This is a genomic window from Rhizobium sp. 01T444, assembly GCF_056398305.1.
Map to the genome: position 1 here is coordinate 1 of NZ_JBFTPD010000019.1, position 17,017 is coordinate 17,017.

19 protein-coding genes and 2 pseudogenes are annotated in these 17,017 nt (G+C 61.3%); 9 read left to right on the forward strand and 12 right to left on the reverse strand.

The window, feature by feature from the left end:
- The 6 genes and pseudogenes from AC1DTN_RS23415 to AC1DTN_RS23440 form a co-directional block, all read right to left on the reverse strand.
- Positions 1 to 134 (reverse strand): annotated as a pseudogene (locus tag AC1DTN_RS23415) (cytochrome c maturation protein CcmE); the annotation flags it as partial.
- Positions 131 to 1,285: a c-type cytochrome biogenesis protein CcmI gene (gene ccmI, locus AC1DTN_RS23420; protein WP_439014431.1), complete on the reverse strand. Its 1,155-nt coding sequence runs from the start codon at positions 1,283 to 1,285 to the stop codon at positions 131 to 133. The gene ccmI and the pseudogene AC1DTN_RS23415, both read right to left, overlap by 4 nt.
- Positions 1,286 to 1,384: 99 nt before the next feature.
- The gene (locus AC1DTN_RS23425) at positions 1,385 to 1,813 is read right to left on the reverse strand and encodes a hypothetical protein (RefSeq protein WP_310377810.1); all 429 of its coding nucleotides are present in this window, start codon (positions 1,811 to 1,813) and stop codon (positions 1,385 to 1,387) included.
- Positions 1,814 to 1,934: 121 nt separating this feature from the next.
- Positions 1,935 to 3,338 carry a sensor histidine kinase gene (locus AC1DTN_RS23430; RefSeq protein WP_113324135.1) on the reverse strand — a complete coding sequence of 468 codons (1,404 nt, stop codon included), beginning with the start codon at positions 3,336 to 3,338 and terminating at the stop codon, positions 1,935 to 1,937.
- Positions 3,328 to 3,999, reverse strand: a complete 672-nt coding sequence (locus AC1DTN_RS23435; protein WP_113324136.1) for a response regulator transcription factor — start codon at positions 3,997 to 3,999, stop codon at positions 3,328 to 3,330. Before AC1DTN_RS23435 ends, AC1DTN_RS23430 begins: the two co-directional genes overlap by 11 nt.
- Before the next feature lie 54 nt (positions 4,000 to 4,053).
- A complete protein-coding gene (locus AC1DTN_RS23440; protein ID WP_113324137.1) occupies positions 4,054 to 4,302 on the reverse strand; it encodes a hypothetical protein in 249 nt (82 codons plus the stop codon).
- 274 nt (positions 4,303 to 4,576) lie between these two features.
- Here AC1DTN_RS23440 and AC1DTN_RS23445 point away from each other — a divergent pair, with 274 nt between their 5' ends.
- Positions 4,577 to 5,791, forward strand: coding sequence for an MFS transporter (locus AC1DTN_RS23445; RefSeq protein WP_477922871.1), 1,215 nt, complete (start codon positions 4,577 to 4,579; stop codon positions 5,789 to 5,791).
- 478 nt (positions 5,792 to 6,269) lie between these two features.
- Here AC1DTN_RS23445 and AC1DTN_RS23450 read toward each other — a convergent pair whose 3' ends face one another.
- Both AC1DTN_RS23450 and AC1DTN_RS23455 read right to left on the reverse strand, forming a co-directional pair.
- Positions 6,270 to 6,581, reverse strand: a complete 312-nt coding sequence (locus AC1DTN_RS23450) for a Dabb family protein (protein WP_439014429.1) — start codon at positions 6,579 to 6,581, stop codon at positions 6,270 to 6,272.
- Between the two features lie 88 nt (positions 6,582 to 6,669).
- Positions 6,670 to 7,290, reverse strand: a pseudogene (locus AC1DTN_RS23455) (hypothetical protein); the annotation flags it as partial.
- 154 nt (positions 7,291 to 7,444) lie between these two features.
- Between AC1DTN_RS23455 and AC1DTN_RS23460 the strand changes: the two are divergent.
- Positions 7,445 to 7,582, forward strand: coding sequence for a hypothetical protein (locus AC1DTN_RS23460; protein ID WP_162748077.1), 138 nt, complete (start codon positions 7,445 to 7,447; stop codon positions 7,580 to 7,582).
- 94 nt (positions 7,583 to 7,676) lie between these two features.
- On the opposite strand, the gene AC1DTN_RS23465 is transcribed toward AC1DTN_RS23460, so the two are convergent.
- The 4 genes from AC1DTN_RS23465 to AC1DTN_RS23480 all read right to left on the reverse strand — a co-directional run bounded on the left by AC1DTN_RS23465 (position 7,677) and on the right by AC1DTN_RS23480 (position 11,018).
- Complete coding sequence (locus AC1DTN_RS23465) at positions 7,677 to 8,243, reverse strand: TetR/AcrR family transcriptional regulator (protein WP_439014428.1); 567 nt, start codon at positions 8,241 to 8,243, stop codon at positions 7,677 to 7,679.
- Between the two features lie 27 nt (positions 8,244 to 8,270).
- Positions 8,271 to 8,732 (reverse strand): nuclear transport factor 2 family protein, encoded by a 462-nt coding sequence (locus AC1DTN_RS23470; RefSeq protein WP_113324142.1) that lies wholly within the window; start codon positions 8,730 to 8,732, stop codon positions 8,271 to 8,273.
- Positions 8,733 to 8,941: 209 nt separating this feature from the next.
- Complete coding sequence (locus tag AC1DTN_RS23475) at positions 8,942 to 9,310, reverse strand: DUF983 domain-containing protein (RefSeq protein ID WP_037105104.1); 369 nt, start codon at positions 9,308 to 9,310, stop codon at positions 8,942 to 8,944.
- A 304-nt stretch (positions 9,311 to 9,614) separates the two neighbouring features.
- Positions 9,615 to 11,018, reverse strand: a complete 1,404-nt coding sequence (locus AC1DTN_RS23480; RefSeq protein WP_439014427.1) for an aminotransferase-like domain-containing protein — start codon at positions 11,016 to 11,018, stop codon at positions 9,615 to 9,617.
- A gap of 401 nt (positions 11,019 to 11,419) precedes the next feature.
- Here AC1DTN_RS23480 and AC1DTN_RS23485 point away from each other — a divergent pair, with 401 nt between their 5' ends.
- The 7 genes from AC1DTN_RS23485 to AC1DTN_RS23515 all read left to right on the forward strand — a co-directional run bounded on the left by AC1DTN_RS23485 (position 11,420) and on the right by AC1DTN_RS23515 (position 17,017).
- Positions 11,420 to 11,902: an MSMEG_0572/Sll0783 family nitrogen starvation response protein gene (locus AC1DTN_RS23485; protein WP_439014426.1), complete on the forward strand. Its 483-nt coding sequence runs from the start codon at positions 11,420 to 11,422 to the stop codon at positions 11,900 to 11,902.
- Between the two features lie 85 nt (positions 11,903 to 11,987).
- Positions 11,988 to 13,028, forward strand: coding sequence for a Nit6803 family nitrilase (locus tag AC1DTN_RS23490; protein WP_439014425.1), 1,041 nt, complete (start codon positions 11,988 to 11,990; stop codon positions 13,026 to 13,028).
- Positions 12,955 to 14,073, forward strand: coding sequence for an MSMEG_0568 family radical SAM protein (locus AC1DTN_RS23495; protein ID WP_477922875.1), 1,119 nt, complete (start codon positions 12,955 to 12,957; stop codon positions 14,071 to 14,073). Before AC1DTN_RS23490 ends, AC1DTN_RS23495 begins: the two co-directional genes overlap by 74 nt.
- Entirely contained in the window at positions 14,070 to 14,612 is a 543-nt protein-coding gene (locus AC1DTN_RS23500) for an MSMEG_0567/Sll0786 family nitrogen starvation N-acetyltransferase (RefSeq protein ID WP_113323035.1), read from the forward strand. The genes AC1DTN_RS23495 and AC1DTN_RS23500 overlap by 4 nt, the downstream gene beginning before the upstream one ends.
- Complete coding sequence (locus tag AC1DTN_RS23505) at positions 14,612 to 15,589, forward strand: sll0787 family AIR synthase-like protein (protein WP_439014423.1); 978 nt, start codon at positions 14,612 to 14,614, stop codon at positions 15,587 to 15,589. Before AC1DTN_RS23500 ends, AC1DTN_RS23505 begins: the two co-directional genes overlap by 1 nt.
- Positions 15,586 to 16,737 carry an MSMEG_0565 family glycosyltransferase gene (locus AC1DTN_RS23510; protein ID WP_439014422.1) on the forward strand — a complete coding sequence of 384 codons (1,152 nt, stop codon included), beginning with the start codon at positions 15,586 to 15,588 and terminating at the stop codon, positions 16,735 to 16,737. Before AC1DTN_RS23505 ends, AC1DTN_RS23510 begins: the two co-directional genes overlap by 4 nt.
- Complete coding sequence (locus AC1DTN_RS23515; RefSeq protein ID WP_113323032.1) at positions 16,730 to 17,017, forward strand: MSMEG_0570 family nitrogen starvation response protein; 288 nt, start codon at positions 16,730 to 16,732, stop codon at positions 17,015 to 17,017. The genes AC1DTN_RS23510 and AC1DTN_RS23515 overlap by 8 nt, the downstream gene beginning before the upstream one ends.

Consider the following 17,017-nt stretch of genomic DNA (forward strand, 5'->3'; position numbering starts at 1 on the left):
GTCTTGGCGAGATCACCCGGCATATAGAAATAGGCGACCGACTGGCTGAAGGCGAACATCACGAGTAGCACCGCGACAAGGATGAAGCTCATGCCGCCGGCAATCACCGCCAGGCGTTTCTGCTTGCGCGTCATTCACTCAATCCTTCCGTCGCGATGCCGAGTTCCTTTGCCAGCGCGAGCAGCTGCCTGCCCTCGTCGCCCGATGCCGGGAAGGCGGCAAGCCCCCGCTTCAAGGCGCCGGCAGCGCGATCCTTGTCGTTCAATACGGCGTAAGAGCGGACGAGACGCATCCAGCCCTCGAAATTATCAGGGTCAGCCGACAGTTTGGCATCCAGGCTTTCCACCATGCCACGGATCATCTGCTGACGGTCGCCGCTATTCATGTTCTGAGCCGCCGCCACATCCTCCGCCGTCGGCCCGACCGGGGCGGCAGGCTTGGCTTCTGGCTCGGCTACAGGGGCGACCGCCGTGCCGCCGTTCTTGGCGATATGCTCGTTGACCAGCGGAAGCCAGGGTGCATCATCAGGCGATTGCTTCGCCAGATCCTCGAAGGCCGTGCGCGCCTGATCCGGCTGGCCCGCCTGCTCCAGGCTCAAAGCAACATAGAAGCGCGCACGCGGGTTGTTCGGCTCAAGCGCCAACGACTGTTCCAGCACCTTGCGCGCATCTTCGGTCACCACGCCTTCGGCCATCGCCATCAGCGTTTCTGCAAGGCCGTCGAGACGCGCGGGGCTTGGGCCAAGCAAACGGATGGCGTTGCGATAGGCGGTCTCGGCGTCGGTAATGCGCATGGTGCTGAAATAGATCGGCGCCAGCACATCCCAGCCCTTGCCGTCGTCAGGGTTCTGCGCCAGATGCCGCTCCGCCTTGGCCACGAGAACGGCCATATCATTCCCGGGATTGGCAAGCCGCGCCTCTAGCGGCTGGGACGGCAGGTCGGGCCTGCCGGTATTCATGTAAAGACAGAGCCCTATGATCGGCAGGAGCAGCACGATGAAGGCTTCGGTCAGGCGGTGATGCCTTGCGGGCTTGCGTTCTTCGGCCGGAGCAACACCGGAAACGGCGATCAGCCGGCGTCCGATCTCCGCGCGGGCGTAATCAGCCTCGTCAGCGCTGATCAGGCCGCCCGATAGATCCCTGTCGAGTTCACGCAACTGGTCGCGATAGACGGCCGCTTCACCGGCGCGCGTATCCTCAGCCGCCTTCGCCCCACGCAAAAGAGGGTAAAGCAGAATGGCGGCAACAGCCGCCGTCAGGACGGCCACGAGAATCCAGAACAGCATATCGGCCCAATTACTTGAAGCGCGCCCTCATTCCAACTGCCAATGCCGGAATGACGAAGATTTGAGGCTTTTGGCCGCAAGGATAACGAGCAAGGGCGCTCAGCCGAGCGGCGACCAGGTGCCGTTTTCGTTGCGACAGGCGGCACCGCGCGCCAGCGTATTCTTGCCATCGACCGTCACCGTATGGGTGTACTGACGGCAGTTCTGCGAGCCGACCTGATAGGGTGCTGCCGCAACGACGCTGCCATTGGCATCGCGACCAGTCCAGGTCACCGGCTGCCCGACGGCTGCACCTTCCAGCGCGCGGTATTCGGCTTCCAGCGCCCGCTGCTTGTCGCTGTCATCAAGCTCCACGCCGGTGCGTCCGACGATGCCACCCTGCAAGGCGGAGATGAAAGCGGCCGAAGCCGGGGGCTTGCCGCCGCCAAAGAGCCCACGCGTTGTAGCTCCCTTCGTCGTCGTGCAGCCAGAGAGCGCAACGGCGACGAGAAGGGAAGAAACGATCATGCCTTGCGAACGTAGAGTCATTGCAATCGAACCACGATCAGGGGTGTCAAAATGAGCCGATCGAAGTGCAGCGTCCCCGTGTCAGCATTAAGGCAAAGCATGCTATACATTTGCCACTATCTTTGTGACATCAAGCAGTTGCTCATGCAACATCCTTTGTCACACCTGGCAGGATAAGCTTGGCTTTGAGTCCGCCCCACTCCCCGCGCGTGAGTTCCAGGCGGCCCTGGTACTCGTTGGAAATTTCGGTGACGATGGAGAGGCCAAGGCCGGTTCCGGGCTTGCTCTCATCCAGCCGCCGGCCGCGCTTCAGCGCTTCGCGGATCTGGTCGGGCTCCAGGCCCGGGCCGTCATCCTCGACGGCAAGCTCCACCCAATGTTTTCTGGCGCTGGCTTCTGTGCCCTTCACGTCATCGCCGGCTTCGACCGCCGAGAGGCGCACCTTGCTCTTGGCAAAACGCGCAGCGTTTTCCAGCAGGTTGCCGACCGTCTCCTCGAGATCCTGCTGCTCCATGGCAACAGCCAGATGCGGCGGCTGGACGATCAGTTCGAATTCGGTATCGACATTCAGGCGACGCATGACGCGCACCAGCCGCTCGAGCGCCGGTTCGGCATCGGTGCGCGCAAGCACGGATTCACGCTGGGCGGCAATACGGGCGCGGTTGAGATAGGACTGCACCTGCCCCTGCATGGCTTCGGCCTGATTGCGCACCAGGTCGCCATGCGATCTCTCAAGCACACGCGCTTCATTGAGCAGCACGGCTATCGGCGTCTTCAGGGAATGGGCAAGATTGCCGACCTGCATGCGCGCCCGCTCGACGATGCGGCGGTTGCTGTCGATCAGCGCATTGACCTCATTGGCAAGTGGCAGGATTTCGCGGGGGAAATCACCCTTCAACTGCTCGCTTTCACCGGCGCGAATACGCTCCAGGGCGGCGCGCGCCTTGTCGAGCGGCTTGAGGCCATAGAGAATGGCAAGCGCGTTGACGATGAGACTGCCGACGCCGAAGCCGGCGAGCGCCAGATAGAGCCGGTGGGAGAAGTTGCGGACGTCGTCTTCCACGACATCGACATTGCCTGTCACGCGGAAGCGCGCGGCTCGGCCGTCGGTATCGAGCACGACTTCGGTTTCAGCCACCTGCACGCGGTTCCCGGAGGCGTCCGTCACCTGGTAGTAGCGCTCGTAATTCTTGTCGAAGGGGGCTTCCACGACCGACAGCACCGGGATCGTCGCGGAACCAAGAGACGGCGAGACGAGCGGCGCGGTCGTATAGGTGCCGAGCGGCTCGACTACCCAGTACCAGCCGGTCTTCGGCTGGGCGAAGCGCAGGTCGCCGAGCTGCGGGCTGCCCGACAGGGCACCCTGATCACCGATCGTCACGGAATTGATGACGTTATACAGCTGCGCGCGCAGGAGATCCTGAAAGCCGCGCTCGGCGCTGCGTCTATAGAGTGTCGAAATCAACAGGCCGATCACCACCAGCGCCACCGTCGACCAGACCGTGGTCAGAAGGAGCACGCGTGCGGTGAGCGACTTAATTCGCATTGGTCGGCGCTTGGATGCGGTAACCGAGACCGCGCACCGTTTCGATCAGATCGACGCCCATCTTCTTGCGCAGGCGGCCGACGAAGACCTCGATCGTATTGGAATCGCGGTCGAAATCCTGATCGTACATATGCTCGACCAGTTCCGTGCGCGACACCACCTCGCCCATATGGTGCATGAGATAGGCAAGCAGGCGGTACTCATGCGAGGTGAGCTTCAGCGCCACGCCATTGACGATCGCCTTCGAGGTCTTGGTATCGAGCCGCACCGGGCCGCAGACGATTTCCGAGGAGGCATGGCCGGCCGCACGGCGGATCAGCGCGCGGATGCGGGCGAGCACCTCCTCGACATGGAAGGGCTTGGTGACATAGTCGTCGGCGCCCGCATCGATGCCGGCCACCTTGTCGCTCCAGCGGTCACGGGCGGTCAGGATCAGTACCGGTACGGAGCGGCCGGCGCCGCGCCATTTTTCCAGAACTGTCACGCCGTCCAGTTCGGGAAGGCCGATATCGAGGATGATGGCGTCATAGGGCTCTGTGTCACCGAGGAAATGGCCTTCCTCACCATCGAACGCCTGATCGACGACATAACCCGCCTCTTTCAGCGTGTCGCTCAGCTGTCGGTTCAAATTGACGTCGTCTTCGACTACCAGAATGCGCATCGCTTCGCCTTCATCCGCTGCAAATCACTGATGTCATGAATAAGCCGATTCCGCCTACATCGGAACCTTTACCGTCACCTTGCGCGGACGCTGGCCATTGCCCTGAACGAGAACGGTGATGATGCAGGCATTGCCTACCGGCTGCACGGAAAGAAGCTGGCCGCCCGTCTCTTCCACGACCTGCTGGGCTGCGGCGCTGCAATCGCCCGCCACACGCAGGACAAGCGTGTGCGTATCGTCCGGTGAGGGCGCCGAAACCGCCAGACCGGCGGCCAATGCTGCGACGCTCAGAGGAGAGGCCATGTGCTGTGCTTTCAATGTAATGCCAACTTGTCCCGAATATGTACTCACGCGACCTGAATGGCAAATGAATGCACGGTAACGCAGGGTTTTTAGAACAATTCTCGACTATTGCGCGAAATATACGTGATTTCTGAATGATGCCGCTAAGGCCTTCTGCCACTGGGAGAATCCCGACACAAGGCAAATCCGTACTGGATTTGTTCGATCAAGCCTTTCACCATCTGGTTGAAACTGCTATCGCTGGGCCGTCTTCATCCATTTCATTTTCGAATCCATGCAAAAATCACTTTCGCTTCGTACGGCGCAGACAGTTGGCGTGCTCGCAGTCACCCAGCTTATCGGCTGGGGCACCACTTTCGATATGCTCGGTGTCATGGGCCGCGTCATCGCACCATCGCTCGGCCTGCCGAATGAGGTGATCTTTGCCGGTCTGACCGTGATGATGGTCATCAGTGCCTTCGCCGGTCCAGCCACCGGGCGCTGGCTCGGCCGCTATGGTGCCGCGAAAGTGCTGGCGGCCTCGTCGCTCACCTTTGCGATCGGCCTGCTGCTGCTTGCCGCCGCCACCAATATCGTCGTCTATGGCCTTGCCTGGGTCGTCATCGGGCTCGGCGGCGCGCTCGGCCTCTCGGCGCCGTGTTATACCGCAGTTGTCGAACGCGAGGGTGCGAACGGCAAACGCGTCATCGCCATCCTCATGCTGTTCACAGGTCTTTCGGCGACCATCTTCTGGCCGATCCTGACGCTGCTCAACGAGAATTTCGGCTGGCGTGTCACCTTCGTCGTCAGCGCCTGCCTGCAGTTCTTCGTCTGCCTGCCGCTGCATCTCTTCGGCCTGCCGAAGCCGGTTGCGAGCCACACGCATGGCAACGCCGCCGAAACACCGCCGGTGGAGCTTTCGCCTGCCGACCGGCGCAAGGCCTTCCTGCTGATTGCCGTCTCCACCACACTCTGCACCTTCATCACCTTCGGCGTCTCGCCGTCATTGCTCGAAATCTTCCGCCAGTCCGGCGCATCGTCGGCCCTTGCACTGCAACTCGGCTCGGCCCGCGGCGTCATCGGCATTTCGGCACGCGCACTCGACATGCTGCTCGGCAAGCGCGGCAATCCGATCCTGACATCGGTGATGGGCGTCAGCCTGATGCTGTTCAGCTTCCTGATGCTCTTCATCGTGCCGCCATCGACGCCGCTGCTCGTCACCTTCGTGCTGCTCTACGGTTTCGGCTCCGGCGTGCTGGCGGTCGCCCGCGCGCTAATGCCGCTCGCCCTCTTCTCGGCCAAGGAATACGGGCTGCAGGCGGCGCGCCTGTCGATGCCGCAGAACCTTGCCAATGCCATCGCACCCGTCATCTTCACCGCCATCCTCGATCGCGCCGGCGCCGGTCCGACAGTCATCACCTGCGCGGTGCTTGCGGCCATCGCCATGGTTTTCGTGCTGATGCTGATGTCACTGGTGCGCAGCGCGAGGCCGAGCGAGCAGCCGGCCTGACCGGCGACAAAACTGAGAACCAGCACTGTGCCTTCAGGCAGAGGAGGTTCCGGTCATACAGCATCAGGAACTGCCAAGCCGTTAAGCTTTTGAATCATTTACGGCTTTTTTCTCAAGAGCTGCTTCCGGCCCTTCACAGATTGATTCATCTGCAACCGGCATCGCTTCCGATCCTCCCTATCTATTTGAAACTGAATAAGAATTTTCAGAATGAGCCTTCAGTGTAGTGTTTTTGGGGCTAAGTCATTGATTCTGAATAAGTGATCCACTTAGCCTCAAAATTTCGCATAAGGAATTTCAAAATCAGAAGCAGCGTTTGCCGAAATCGAATTATTAAAAGATTTTTGTGCTTTGGTGGATCACTTAAACACTATCAATGACTTAGCCGGAAAATCACGGCAAAATGCACCAGCACTAGAAAATACTTATTCATTTTCAATGAGATAGATCTTCGCCCTAAGCGGCACACTCTTCATCGTCAATCGTGCAGGGGCCTGGTGACCGCTTTGCTGCTATCGAAATCGGCCGCGGTCCTCGTATCCCGAAGCGGCTTTACCGTGCGTGTGGAGAGATCATAATCGGGATGCGCCTTGTAAGCGGCAAGCGCCTCCTCGCTTTCAAATTCGCCATAGACGACGAAATCGACCGCATTGCCCCACTGGTCCGTCTTGACGTTTTCGCCGATCTCCAGCTTCAGCGCGTGCGGTATGCCCGTCAGTATGGAGAGCCCCTTGCGCACTGCCTCGCGGTTTTCCTCCGGCACGGTGAAGAAGACGATATGGCGGATCACGCGGACACTCCTGTGGCAATTCTCTGAGCTTAGGTCGGGCGATAACACGCGCCGCCCAGGCCTTCAACCGGGCCACAATGCCGCGTCAGGATGGCTTGCGCATGGCGGCAAGGAATGTCCGCCCATATTCGGCGAGCCTCTCCGCCCTGTCGGTGCCGTTGACGATGCGGCGCGCATTCACCCAGTCTTCCCTCTCCTCATTGAGGTGATCGCAAAGCCGGTGGCTGGTGAAGCTGCCGCGCAGCATGCCCTCGATCAGGATCGTCACGGCGGGCGTCATCTCCATAGCGCGGTCAGGATGAGCGACGAGATCGATGCCGGTCACCTCGCTCATAGCCTCGTAGTTTCGCTTATGGGTGAGCTGCACCAGCCCGCGGCCAAGCCAGCACTTGCCATCCTCATCCGGCCGCCAGTAAGGCGACTTCACCCAGGAGAGCCGGCCGGATGCGAAGGCGGTCTCGAGGATCTCGACGGCGCGCGAATCGCTCGTTGCCAGCGTCTCACGTACAGGCTGCATCGTGTAAGCCGTCTCATGAAACGCAGTCGCCAATACATAGGCCAGCCAGCGCCGATCGGCGGTAGCCAAATTCGCGTCCCAGTAGTCGAGGATCGCGTTCATGCCTTCGATCTGGGTAGTGGTGAGACTGCCTTTGAAGAGGGCGTTCTGCACGGTATCGAAGAAGAATTGCCGGTCGAGTGGGGCTGTCATGATACGCTTCTCTGAGGCCTGCTGTGGTTAACGTCGGCTTAATCGATTGAAATTAATTTAATCGTTTCAAGTGTGACCGGGGTAGATTTACACGCAGTTTTTGTTGTGCGATGCATCAATCCGTAAGCACACCCTTGCTGAGGAAGAGAGGCATATGATGCAGACCACCGCAGAAACTCCGACCAAGATCCCCCAGCACGTCGTCGACCAGATGGAAAACGAGTGGCGCCAGGTACGCACGCAGCGCGAGAATCCGCGCCCGGTCCGCCTGCCCTCCCAGAACGACTCTTAAGCACAATCTTGACGGGTGAGGACGTCCTGAACCCCTCACCCGCAGTTCCCCGCGTTGCCGGCATTCCTGCTCCTGCCAAGACAGCGGCCACCGCCTATCCCCCACGTTTCGTCGCAGCCAGCCTGCCGGTCAGCCGATCCAGGGTTCTGCGGAACATATCCTTGTCATCCAGCGCCCGCGAGAGCACCAGCGCGCCCTGAATGCCGGAGACGGCCTCTTCGGCCGCGGCAAGTGCGTCATCCTCGGCGGAGCCGGCGCGGACCAGCGCCTGGCGCAGCGCCTCGATCCAGCGGACGAAATAATCCCGGATGACAGGCGAAAAGCGCTGGCGCGTTTCGTCCAGCGCAAAGGCGCCGACGAGGCAGATGCGGCTGCCGGAGCGGAAATAGTCCATCACATTCGCCCACATCCCATCGATCGCCGCCCTGGGATCGTCACGTCGCAACGGCTCGTAGATAGCGCGCTCGAACCAGGCGTCGACATCAGCAAGGACTGCGGCCGCCATCTCCTCCTTGCCGCCGGGGAAGAAGTGATAGAGGCTGCCTTTGCCGATGCCGGTGCGTTCGGTGATGCGGCTCAATGTCGTGCCCTCATAGCCGAGCTCGCGGAAGATTTCCGCAAGCAGCGGCACGACATCGGCACGTTCATAAACGGTCTTCACAATTCACCCTCGGGTCACCTGCAGGCCTCAAAGGCCGAGGTCGGAAAGGCCCGGATGGTCATCAGGCCGCCGGCCGAGCGGCCAATGGAACTTGCGATCCGATTCCTTGATCGGCAGATCGTTGATGCAGGCGAAACGGCGCTGCATCAAGCCCTCTGCATCGAATTCCCAATTCTCGTTGCCATAGGAACGGAACCAGTTGTTGCTGTCGTCATGCCACTCATAGGCAAAGCGCACGGCGATGCGGTTGTCGGTGAAGGCCCAGAGTTCCTTGATCAGCCGGTAATCGAGCTCCTTCGCCCACTTGCGGGTCAAGAAGGCCACGATCTCGGCGCGGCCGGTGACGAATTCGGCGCGGTTCCGCCACTGGCTGTCGGGCGTATAGACGAGCGATACGCGCTGCGGATCGCGGCTGTTCCAGCCGTCCTCGGCAAGGCGGACCTTCTGGGTTGCGGTTTCATGGCTGAAAGGGGGAAGCGGTGCAGGCATGTCTGGTCTCCTTGATTGAATTGTACCTTTCGTCACGCATTGTACCGATCGGTACATAAAACGCAAGAGGCTTTGATATCCATTTCCTGCGGCATTTTGGCTTCAGACAACGACGGCCGCTTGCGCAGCAAAAAAGGCCGCTCGATGTTCCGAGCGGCCTTTCATACGCAAAGATCAGGATATCCCGCGCGATCCTTGACTACCCGAGATCAGGCGAGCTTGCCCTCTTCGGCCTTGTAGAAATACTGGCTTGCGACCAGCCATCCCTTCAGCGGCCTCAATGGCGGAATACAGGTGGCGAACATGAAGGGGCCGGTGACCAGCAGCTGGACCCAGAGCGGCGCGGAGAAGGCAACTTCCAGCCACACGCCAAGCAGCACGCTCGGCACGCAGGCGAAGCAGATTACGAAGAAGGCCGGGCCATCGGCCGGATCGGCGAAGGAATAATCCAGCCCGCAGACTTCGCATTCCTTCTTCAGCGTGAGGAAACCCTTGAACATATGTCCCTGTCCGCAGCGCGGGCAGCGGCCCCGGATGCCGGTCTGCATCGGAGGGAGAGGAGGATATTCGGTATCCATGGCGATCTCGCTTTTCGACGTTGCGAGGCATTGGCGTAATCCATTCAATGCCTCATAATGTATGCATACAATATAATTACATTAAAAGCGGATTGCCAGTCTATTCGTCAGAATGACGCAGAGATTCTTTGAATCGGGTTTGGGGCGTGAAAGAGTGGATGGCGGACGCACGAGCAGGCAAGCCGGAAGATCCGACGGCGGCCGTATTTTGTGCAAGGGAGAGTCATTCACCGCGCAGACGCGCGGTGGCTCGACCCTCTTGACATCCCTTGTGCCGGCACGAGGGCAAAGGGATGAGGCGACATCAGAAGAACGAAGCGGACATTTCCGGCGGGCCTTCGAGGGCATGGGCCATGAAGTCCAGCGCGCCTTTCAGCCTGTCGCGGCTGATCGGTCCGCCGAGGCAGACGCGCACGGCTTCAGGGGCGGCACCTTCCACGGTGAATGCGTCGCTTGCCACCACGCCGATGCCTGAGGAGCGCATGTGGCTGCCGAAAGTGGAGCGGGTCCAGCCATTGGTGAGCGGCAGCCAGATGTTGAAGCTGATCGGATCGGCCTTGTAGCTGCCGTCGGGCAGGATATTCGCCACCATCTGCTGGCGCGCCCCTGCTTCCGCGCGGATGAAGCGCAGGATCGTGTCTGCCGTGCCATCCTCGATCCAGCGCGTCGCAAGCGCCACGGTCATCGGCGAGGCCATGACATTGTTGGCGCGCATGGCGCTGACGAAGGGCCAGATCGCCTTGGTGTCCGGGGCGACCACATAGGCAAGACGCAGGCCGGCGCCGATGCACTTGGCGAGACCGCCGATATGCCAGGTCAGATCGGGCGCGATGGCCGCGAGTGGCGGCGGGCCATGCAGCGGGATGAAGCCATAGGCGTCATCCTCGACGATTGGCACGTGATATTTGCGGGCGACGGCAGCGATCTCCTCGCGGCGCTTTTCCGGAATGGTCAGCGTCAGCGGGTTCTGCAGGGTCGGATTGAGATAGAGTGCCTTCGGGGCCAGGCGCTGACAGGCCTCCGCAAAGGCGTCGGGCAGGATGCCCTCCTCATCCATCGGCAGGCCCGAGAGATTGAGCCGCAACTGGGCGGCGATCGAGCGCATGCCGGGATAGGTGATGTTTTCCGAGAGCACTGTTTCGCCGGGCTTTGCCAGCAGGCCGAAGATCGCGAGCAGAGCCGGATGGGCGCCGGGTGTGACGAAGATGCGCTCCTGCGACGGCACGAGCCCGCGACGGCTGAGCCAGGCGGCGGCGGCCTCCTTATCCATGCCGGAACCGCCGAAACCCTGGTAGCGCAAGAGCGGAATGAGATTGGTCGCCACGGCCGACATGCCCTCGCGCATGCGGGCGATCAGATCCTGATCATCCGGCTCCGGCGGCAGGTTCATCGAGAAGTCGACGACGGAGGCGCGGCGCGGATCGGGCGCCGCATCGGAGGCGAAGCCGCGGCGCTCCCTGTCCTGCCCGCCAGTCACGAAAGTGCCGCGGCCGACATGCGAATCCACCAGGCCGCGCTTCTGTGCTTCCACATAACCGCGCGCCACTGTGGTGAAATCGATGCTGAGGCGCTTTGCCAGCTCGCGCTGCGGCGGTAGCCGGTCCCCCACCGCCAGCACGCCGCTCCTCAGATCCATCTCGATCAGATCGGCAATTGCCATGTAACGGGGGCTGGAGGAGCGGCTGAGATCGGGATGCCAGTCTTTCATTTCATGTTCCGCAATTCGTGATCGACGCAGAGGGGGATTCCCGTCGACATTGACCGTATATTGTTGCATATTTCTTCTGTCACGCAAAAACAGCGTCGCGCCCACGTGCGCCAGACGACTGAATGCCGCATGCAAGCATGATATAATCAGCATCGCGCATAGCATCAATACATTGATAGCATTTTGACTGCATTCATTTCGATCTCTCTTGCATTCATTTTTTGCACATAAATGCCCGCCTAATCGGCGTCAAATTCACCTCCCTTCAAAATTGAATGTATAATTGAATGCTTTTCTGCATAAATTGACTGCTGTTTGTGCAAAGTCAATTTGGCACGGCGCTTGCAATTCAATGGCTGTACCCCGCGAGAGGGGCCTGACTTCAAACACAGGAGCCATTCATGCCCGCAGTTACCGCACCGGCCCACGCAGATGGAGACTTCTTCGTCGATTATGAGGAAAAGGTCTTTGAAGACGTCCAGGCCAAGGAGGGTGAGAAAGCCCTCATCACCTTCCACACCGTCGCCTTCGAAGGGTCGATCGGCCTTGTGAACCTGCTGCAGGCCAAGCGCCTGAAGCGCAAGGGGTTCGAAACCTCCGTCCTTCTCTATGGTCCCGGCGTGACGCTCGGCGTGCAGCGCGGCTTTCCCAAACTCGGCGCGGAAGCATTTCCCGGCCATCTGAACTTCAACAATCAGATCAAGGGATTCCTGGAAGAAGGCGGCAAGGTCTATGCCTGCCGCTTCGCGCTGCAGGCGCTCTATGGCCATGGCGAACAGGCCTTGATCCCCGGCATCCGGCCGATCAGTCCGCTCGACGTGCTGGACCTGATCCTGATCCACCGTCGCGACGGCGCCTTCATCCTCGATACCTGGACGCTCTGACCCGGAAGCAACGCCGTCGTCAGCCGCGTTCGGGAGGCGGAGTTCCCCTCCTCCGCCTCCCTCACACCATCAGAAGGATTTCGTCATGGAGAAGAATACGACCGTCCGGGCCGCAGCCGCGCAGATCGCGCCGGATCTGACCTCGCGCGAAAAGACGCTGGCGCGCGTGCTGGAGACAATTGCCGAAGCCGCTACCAAGGGTGCCGAGATCATCGTCTTTCCGGAGACCTTCGTTCCCTGGTACCCCTATTTCTCATTCGTGCTGCCGCCGGTTCTATCGGGCCGCGAGCATCTGCGCCTTTATGAAGAAGCAGTCACCGTTCCGAGTGCGGCAACCGATGCGGTTGCAGCGGCTGCCCGCGAACATGGCATCGTCGTGGCGCTCGGCATCAACGAGCGCGATCACGGCTCACTCTACAATACCCAGCTTCTCTTCGATGCGGATGGCAGGCTCATCCTCAAGCGCCGCAAGATCACGCCGACCTACCATGAGCGGATGATCTGGGGCCAGGGCGATGCCTCCGGCCTCACGGTCGTCGATAGCAGCATCGGGCGGCTCGGAGCGCTCGCCTGCTGGGAGCATTACAATCCGCTTGCCCGCTACGCGCTGATGGCCCAGCACGAGGAAATCCACATCGCCCAGTTTCCGGGCTCGATGGTCGGGCCGATCTTTGCCGAGCAGATGGAGGTGACGATCCGCCACCACGCGCTTGAAAGCGGCTGCTTCGTCGTCAATGCCACGGGATGGCTGACCGAGGAGCAGATCAATTCCATTACCCCCGATCAAGGCCTGCAGAAGGCACTGCGCGGCGGCTGCATGACGGCGATCATTTCGCCCGAGGGCAAGCACCTGGCACCGCCGATCACCGAGGGCGAAGGCATCCTGATCGCCGATCTCGACATGAGCCTGATCACCAAGCGCAAGCGGATGATGGATTCGGTCGGCCACTACGCCCGCCCCGAACTGCTGCATCTCGTCATGGACGGCCGCGCCACCCAACCGATGGTCGGCTCTGCACATTCCTTCCAAACAGACACAGGGAGCAACACCGATGGACAATACGACGTTTCTGCCGACCGAGACTCTGATCAACGAGTTGCAGTCCTTCGGAGCCAGGCTCGTTGATCCCAAGGCCGGCCACGAGAGCCGCCGCGGCGGCGCCGGCCCATCCGATCACAAGGCGCTGACGATCGACGGCATGACCGTGATGGTACCGGTTCATACCGCACCGGCTTTCGAGAGCCCCTATCTGGTCGATAAACCCGATGAGGCCGGCAAGAGCCGCATCAGCCGCGATGGGCGCGTGCTCGGCGAAGTGTCCTTCCCGCTGCGCCCGCGTTTCTACGAGCGCAGCACGGCCGATGGCATTCCCTATTCGCAGATCGCCGTGCTGCATGGCCGTGACGTGCTGGCGACCACGGTGCTGCAGACCTGCATCCGCTATCAAAGCCGCACCAAGACCTGTCAATTCTGCGCCATTGGCCAGTCGCTGGCGGCGGGCCGCACCGTTGCCCACAAGACGCCGGAACAGCTCGCGGAAGTCGCCAAGGCCGCCGTCGAGCTCGATGGCATCAAGCATATGGTGATGACGACGGGAACGCCGAAGGGGCCGGATCGCGGCGCTTCGATCCTTGCCGACAGCGCCCGCGCCATCAAGGCGGCCGTCGACCTGCCGATCCAGGCGCAGTGCGAGCCGCCGGAAGACGACATCTGGTTTTCGATCATGAAGGAAGCCGGCGTCGATGCGCTCGGCATGCATCTCGAAGCCGTCACGCCGGAATTGCGTGAGCGCATCATGCCCGGCAAGGCGCAGGTCCCGATTTCAAAATACATGGCCTCGTTCAAGGCCGCCGTCGAAGTGTTCGGGCGCGGCCAGGTCTCGACCTACATTCTCGCCGGCCTCGGCGATACGCGTGAGGCGATCCTCGATATCTGCGAAAAGCTTGTTGCCATCGGCGTCTATCCTTTCGTCGTGCCCTTCGTGCCGATTTCGGGAACGCCGCTCGAAAGCCATCCGGCGCCGAAGCCTGATTTCATGCATTCGATCCTCGGCCCGCTCTCCAAGATGCTGGTCGATAGCGGGTTGAAGGCCGTCGACATCAAGGCCGGCTGCGGCAARTGCGGCGCCTGCTCTGCCCTTTCCTCCTATGAAAGGATGCTGACCAAATGATGCTGGAGCCCTTCTCGCCCTATCGCGCCAGCGAATTCCAGGTGAAATTTTCGACCTCGGAGTGGGAACGGCAGGAAGCGCATGCGCTGCGCCGCGCCGTCTTCTGCGAGGAGCAGAAGATCTTCGAGAGCGATGACCGCGATGTGATCGACGATCACGCCATTCCGATCGTGGCGCTGTCGATGATGGGCGTTGCCGCCGACAGGCTGGTCGGCACGGTGCGCATCCATCAGGAGGAGCCCGGCCTCTGGTGGGGCTCGCGGCTCGCCGTGCACGAGGATTTCCGTAAGATCGGCGCGCTTGGCGCAACGCTGATCCGGCTTGCGGTCTCCTCGGCCAATGCGATGGGCTGCCACACGTTTCTTGCCAATGTGCAGGTGCAGAACGGGCTGCTCTTCCGCCGTCTGCATTGGGATGTGATCGAGGAATTCGAGGTCTACGGCAAGCCGCATCTCAGGATGAAGGCGGACCTTGCCTGGTACCCGCCCTGCCCGACGCCGGAAACCGGGCTGGTGGCACTCGCCAGGAAGGCGGCGTGATGGGCGACAGGATCGATCTCACGGTGCTGGCAGCCAAGCTTTCCGCCTCCTCCGGCATCGCTGCCAAGGCGGATATCGGCACGGTTGCCGCGAGCCTTGGCCTTGCCGGTCAGCAGATACCGGTGGGCGACGATTGTGCAGCGCTGCCCGATGGCGACGGATACCTGCTCTTTGCCATCGAGGGCTTCATCAACGAGTTTGTTGCCGCCGATCCCTGGTTTGCCGGCTGGTGCGGGGTGATGGTCAATATTTCCGATGTCGCTGCCATGGGTGGCCGGCCGGTCGCCGTCGTCGATGCCGTCTGGGCGAATGGCGAGGCAGGCGCAGCACCTGTTCTTGAGGGCATGCGGGCGGCAGCCAGGACGTTTGGTGTGCCGATCGTTGGCGGCCATACCAATATCCGCACCGATCGCGGTCAGCTTTCAGTCGCCATTCTCGGCAGGGCGAAGAAGCTGCTGACGAGCTTCGATGCGAAGGTGGGCGATGTGCTGATCGCGGCGATCGATCATCGCGGCCGTTATCGCGAACCCTTCAACAATTGGGAAGCGGCAACCGATGCCCCGTCCGCCCGGCTGCGCGGCGATCTGGAGATCTTACCGCAGATCGCAGAAGCCGGATTGGCACTCGCCGCCAAGGATATCAGCCAGGGCGGAATTATCGGCACGGCAATCATGCTGGCGGAATGTTCCGGGGTCGGCATCGATATCGATATCTCGGCAATCCCGCTGCCGGATGGCGTGGCGCTCGAGCGCTGGCTCGCGACGTTCCCAAGCTTCGGTTACCTGATCTCCACCACGCCCGAAAAGGCCGATGAGGTGATCCTGCGTTTTGCCGCCCGCAATATCAGCGCGGCCGTGATCGCCAATGTCAAAGCTGGCAGCGAAGTGGCGATATCTGATGGCACCGATCGTGCCGTGATCCGCGATTATGGTGAGACACCGCTGCTGCAGCTCGGCCGGCAGGAGGATGCTGCATGAGCCGGGCGCTGCGCATCGCCATGCTTTCCCACTCCACGAACCCGCGCGGCGGCGTGGTGCATGCCATGCAGCTTTCCGAAGCACTGGCCGATCTTGGCCATGAGGTCGTGCTGCATGCGCCAGATGCCAAGGGGACAGGTTTCTTCCGCACGCCGGCCTGTAGCGCGATGTGCATTCCTGTCGGGCCTGCGCATGATGGCATGACCGCCATGGTCGAGCAGCGGATTGCCGATTATGTCAGGCATTTCGAAAGTGCTGGGGCCTGCGACTTTGATATTTTCCACGCCCATGACGGCATTTCGGGCAATGCACTGGCAACCTTGAAGGAGCGCGGGCTGATCCCCGCTTTCGTCCGCACCGTCCATCATATCGACCAGTTCGCCGATATCAGGCTGATGGAGCTGCAGGATCGATCCATCGACCAGGCCGACCTGTTCTTTACCGTCAGTTCGATGTGGCGCAAGACGTTCAAGGAAACACGCGGCATCAGCTCCACCGTCGTCGGCAATGGCGTCGACACCAAGCGCTTCTGTCCCACCGCCGACGGCACTTCGCTGCGCAGCAAACTCGCCTTGCCGGATGGCCCTGTTTTCCTTGCTGTCGGCGGCATCGAGGCGCGCAAGAATACGATCGCCATGCTGCAAGCCTTCGACCAAGTGCGCGCGATCCGCCCGGATGCGCAATTCGTGATCGCCGGCGGTGCCTCACTGCTCGATCATCGCGGCTATCAGGGCGAGTTCCGCGCCGCGCTAGCCTCGCTCGGCGAGTGTGCGGCTGCCGTCCATATCCTCGGCACCGTTGCGGACGAGGACATGCCGGCGCTTTACCGGCTTGCCGATACACTGGTCTTCGCCTCGGTCAAGGAAGGTTTCGGCCTCGTAGTGCTGGAGGCGATGGCGAGCGGTGTTCCCGTTGTCGTCTCCTCGATCGCACCCTTTACCGAATATCTCGGCCCTGAAGACGTCGTCTGGTGCGATCCGCACAATGCCGCCTCTATCGCCGAGGCCATGGCGATTTCGCTTATGCCGCCGGTGCGTGCCGGGCTTATCCCGCGCGGGCTGAAGCTTGCCGCCCATCACGGCTGGCAGCGTACGGCTGCCGCGCATCTCCAAGCCTACGAGACATTGAAGGAGCCTGCCCATGCCTGAAATGCGTTTCGTCATCGCCTGGCCGGATGGCCGCGAGGAGACCTGTTATTCGCCCTCGCTCGTCATCCGGGAATTCTTCGAGGAAGGCCAGACCTATCCGATCCGCGATTTTCTCGACCGCAGCCGCAAGGCGCTGACCATCGCCAGCGACCGGGTGGAGGCGAAATACGGCTATCCGTGTTCGCTCGCCCGCGGCCAGCTCGCCCGCATCGAGGAGGCGGGCTCCCTGTTTCTTGCCGACGTCGATGCCCGCGTGCGCTGCGAAAGCTTCATTCTCTGA

Excerpts from the sequence above, each read along its gene's own strand:
- AC1DTN_RS23430 (WP_113324135.1), bottom strand. The coding sequence starts at position 3,338 with ATGCGAATTAAGTCGCTCACCGCACGCGTGCTCCTTCTGACCACGGTC.
- AC1DTN_RS23490 (WP_439014425.1), top strand. The coding sequence starts at position 11,988 with ATGGAGAAGAATACGACCGTCCGGGCCGCAGCCGCGCAGATCGCGCCG.
- AC1DTN_RS23485 (WP_439014426.1), top strand. The coding sequence starts at position 11,420 with ATGCCCGCAGTTACCGCACCGGCCCACGCAGATGGAGACTTCTTCGTC.
- AC1DTN_RS23445 (WP_477922871.1), top strand. The coding sequence starts at position 4,577 with ATGCAAAAATCACTTTCGCTTCGTACGGCGCAGACAGTTGGCGTGCTC.
- ccmI (WP_439014431.1), bottom strand. The coding sequence starts at position 1,285 with ATGCTGTTCTGGATTCTCGTGGCCGTCCTGACGGCGGCTGTTGCCGCC.
- AC1DTN_RS23500 (WP_113323035.1), top strand. The coding sequence starts at position 14,070 with ATGATGCTGGAGCCCTTCTCGCCCTATCGCGCCAGCGAATTCCAGGTG.
- AC1DTN_RS23435 (WP_113324136.1), bottom strand. The coding sequence starts at position 3,999 with ATGCGCATTCTGGTAGTCGAAGACGACGTCAATTTGAACCGACAGCTG.
- AC1DTN_RS23425 (WP_310377810.1), bottom strand. The coding sequence starts at position 1,813 with ATGACTCTACGTTCGCAAGGCATGATCGTTTCTTCCCTTCTCGTCGCC.
- AC1DTN_RS23440 (WP_113324137.1), bottom strand. The coding sequence starts at position 4,302 with ATGGCCTCTCCTCTGAGCGTCGCAGCATTGGCCGCCGGTCTGGCGGTT.
- AC1DTN_RS23470 (WP_113324142.1), bottom strand. The coding sequence starts at position 8,732 with ATGCCTGCACCGCTTCCCCCTTTCAGCCATGAAACCGCAACCCAGAAG.
- AC1DTN_RS23505 (WP_439014423.1), top strand. The coding sequence starts at position 14,612 with ATGGGCGACAGGATCGATCTCACGGTGCTGGCAGCCAAGCTTTCCGCC.
- AC1DTN_RS23480 (WP_439014427.1), bottom strand. The coding sequence starts at position 11,018 with ATGAAAGACTGGCATCCCGATCTCAGCCGCTCCTCCAGCCCCCGTTAC.
- AC1DTN_RS23510 (WP_439014422.1), top strand. The coding sequence starts at position 15,586 with ATGAGCCGGGCGCTGCGCATCGCCATGCTTTCCCACTCCACGAACCCG.
- AC1DTN_RS23515 (WP_113323032.1), top strand. The coding sequence starts at position 16,730 with ATGCCTGAAATGCGTTTCGTCATCGCCTGGCCGGATGGCCGCGAGGAG.
- AC1DTN_RS23460 (WP_162748077.1), top strand. The coding sequence starts at position 7,445 with ATGATGCAGACCACCGCAGAAACTCCGACCAAGATCCCCCAGCACGTC.
- AC1DTN_RS23475 (WP_037105104.1), bottom strand. The coding sequence starts at position 9,310 with ATGGATACCGAATATCCTCCTCTCCCTCCGATGCAGACCGGCATCCGG.